The 2,408-nt window shown below is 57.4% G+C and carries 2 protein-coding genes; both read left to right on the top strand.

Annotated features, from left to right (window positions below; genetic code table 11):
• Positions 1-119 precede the first annotated feature (119 nt).
• Entirely contained in the window at positions 120-971 is an 852-nt protein-coding gene (locus tag HNR38_RS17110; protein ID WP_183706599.1) for a tyrosine-type recombinase/integrase, read from the top strand.
• Positions 971-2,095: an IS91 family transposase gene (locus HNR38_RS17105; protein ID WP_183706597.1), complete on the top strand. Its 1,125-nt coding sequence runs from the start codon at positions 971-973 to the stop codon at positions 2,093-2,095. Before HNR38_RS17110 ends, HNR38_RS17105 begins: the two co-directional genes overlap by 1 nt.
• The last annotated feature ends 313 nt before the right edge of the window (positions 2,096-2,408 follow it).

The raw sequence follows: 2,408 nt of genomic DNA, 5'->3' as shown, positions 1-2,408 counted from the left end.
AGCTGTTGAACTAAACCGCTTCGCGGTAGCGGTGAGACTGAGAATTTCCGCAGAGTGAGGGTAGTTGGCGGATACTTTTGAATGGCCCAGGTGGGCCAGTCAAAAGAGGAGATGCCGCCATGACACCGTTACGTCAGGCTATGACCCAGGCCATGCGTCAGCATGGCTTTTCCCCGAAGACCCAGCAGAGTTACCTCTACGTCGTCACTGATTTGGCGCGGTATTACCGCCGATCCCCGGACCAGTTGGCCGTTGGGGATTTGCAGACCTACTTCAATCACCTCGTCCAGGAGCGTTCCCTGGCGCCGGCCAGTTGTCGGCTGTACTTGCACGGTATTCGATTCTTGTATCTGCAGGTGCTGCATTGGGCAGAGTTTGATGTGAACCTGGTGTTGCCCAAGCGACCACAACGCATTCCTGAGTTACTGACGCGTCAGGAGGTTGGTCGGATATTGGAAGCCATCAAGAACCCAAAGCATCATGCGTTATTAGCCGTAACCTATGGCTGCGGCTTGCGCGTGAGTGAGGCGGTGGCGTTGCAGGTTAAGAACATTGATGGAGAGCGCCAGTTACTCCATGTTCAGCAGGGAAAAGGTGGCAAGGATCGTATGGTGCCCCTGACGGGCGTGCTACTCGATGTGTTACGGGCGTACTGGTGCCTTGGTCGCCCCATGCTCTGGCTGTTTCCAAGTGAAAGGCTGGTTGGTCAGCACCTGACCGTTACCACGGCTCAAAGGGTTTACCGTCATGCCAAGCGCCGCAGCGGCGTGAAGAAGTGTGGCGGGATCCACGGCCTGCGCCATGCCTATGCAACCCATCAGTTGGAACACGGTGTACCGCTCAACGAGTTGCAGAAGTTCTTGGGGCACAGCGAGCTGCGCACCACCGAGCGTTACCTGCACTGGTTGCCGGGATTATCCTCAGAGAACCGTTCGCCTGCGGACTTGCTTGCAGGGTTGGGAGGTGCGTAATGGCGGGCTCTGTCACGGTTCAGTCAACACTGAACCAGTTTCTCTCGACGGATTCGCTGGATAGCCATCGCCGCAAGGTGTGCCGTCGACTGATGGATTGCCGAACCGCCCGGATGGGCGGCATGGAGATGCGTTGCGATCACTGCAAAGCGCGCACGGTGCATTACTACGGTTGCCGGGACCGGCATTGCCCACAATGTCAGGGACGGGCCAGCCAACGATGGTGTGAACGACAGCGCCGATCACTGTTACCGGTACCGTATTTCCACCTGGTATTCACCTTACCCCATGCTCTGAATGGCTGGGTTCAGCTGCATCCCGACGTGGTTTACCGTCGCCTGTTTGAGTCGGTGTGGAATACGCTCAGCCAGTTTGGTCATCAAACCAAACACTTGCAGGGTGAGCTGGGGATGACCGCCGTCCTCCATACCTGGGGGCAGAACCTGAGTCGCCACGTTCATGTGCATTGCCTGATTCCGGGCGGCGCACTGACAGAGGCGGGAGAATGGCATGGTGCCAAGCATCAGTATCTGTTCCCGGTCAGGGCGCTGTCTCGCCGCTTTCGTGGTCGAATGGTATCGTCCTTGCGGCACTCGGTCAGGACCGGCGAATTTCACAGGCTCCAAGATTCGGATGCCATCGACGGCATACTCAACGAAGTCATGCAGAAGGAGTGGGTGGTTTACGCCCGACACTGCCTGAACCAGGCCGAGACAGTGGTGGATTACCTGGCCCGCTACAGCCACCGCATTGCCATCAGCAACGGTCGTTTGGTGTCACAGCACGGGGACCGGATAAAGCTCAGATACAAGGATTACCGGGAAGACGGGCGTCAGAAGACCTTGCAGCTGGAAGGGGCGGAGTTTATCCGGCGGTTCCTGATGCATATCCTGCCCAAGGGCTTCATGCGTATTCGCCACTTTGGCTACTTGAGCAACCGAACCCGACGGCGAAAGCTGACGGCCATTCGTCAGGCCCTTCAAAAGCCACCCGAGTCCGACGTTGAAATCGAGAATGGCTCGGAGACCCAACGCAGCTGGCCGTGCCCTCGATGCGGTGATGGCGTGGTTCATATGGTACGGCAAATTCCCCGGTTTAACGCCAGGGGGCTCGTGACGGGCTAGCCGCTGTTACTGGCGGCTTTCAGTGTGTTTTACAGTTCCGGAGGAGCTGGGCCCCGACTCGGGTTGTGACTGGAAATTACCAAATCAGCGGGGTAGTCTGACTCAAACCACCCAGGGAAGAGGCCTTTTATGGGGACCATCAGGACGAGACACACTTCCGGCAAGCGCGCTTACCCGCTCGGGTTGCCGCTCCATCGCCTGTCTAATATTTACTTTACCCTTATACGTTGCCCGCTGGCCTCGGTGACAGCGGCTTAGTCCAACGCACATTTAAAGGTCATGCTGCGCACGACCTTTAAATGCTTCAGTGTTA

The sequence above is a fragment of the Marinobacter oulmenensis genome, from assembly GCF_014201735.1.
In the GTDB taxonomy this organism is placed as follows: domain Bacteria; phylum Pseudomonadota; class Gammaproteobacteria; order Pseudomonadales; family Oleiphilaceae; genus Marinobacter; species Marinobacter oulmenensis.
Note: the sequence above shows the minus strand (reverse complement) of the source record. Positions and strands in the feature narration are given on the sequence as shown.

What these genes read in the sequence shown, in the direction of transcription:
- HNR38_RS17110 (WP_183706599.1), top strand. Translation starts at nt 120, where the DNA reads ATGACACCGTTACGTCAGGCTATGACCCAGGCCATGCGTCAGCATGGC.
- HNR38_RS17105 (WP_183706597.1), top strand. Translation starts at nt 971, where the DNA reads ATGGCGGGCTCTGTCACGGTTCAGTCAACACTGAACCAGTTTCTCTCG.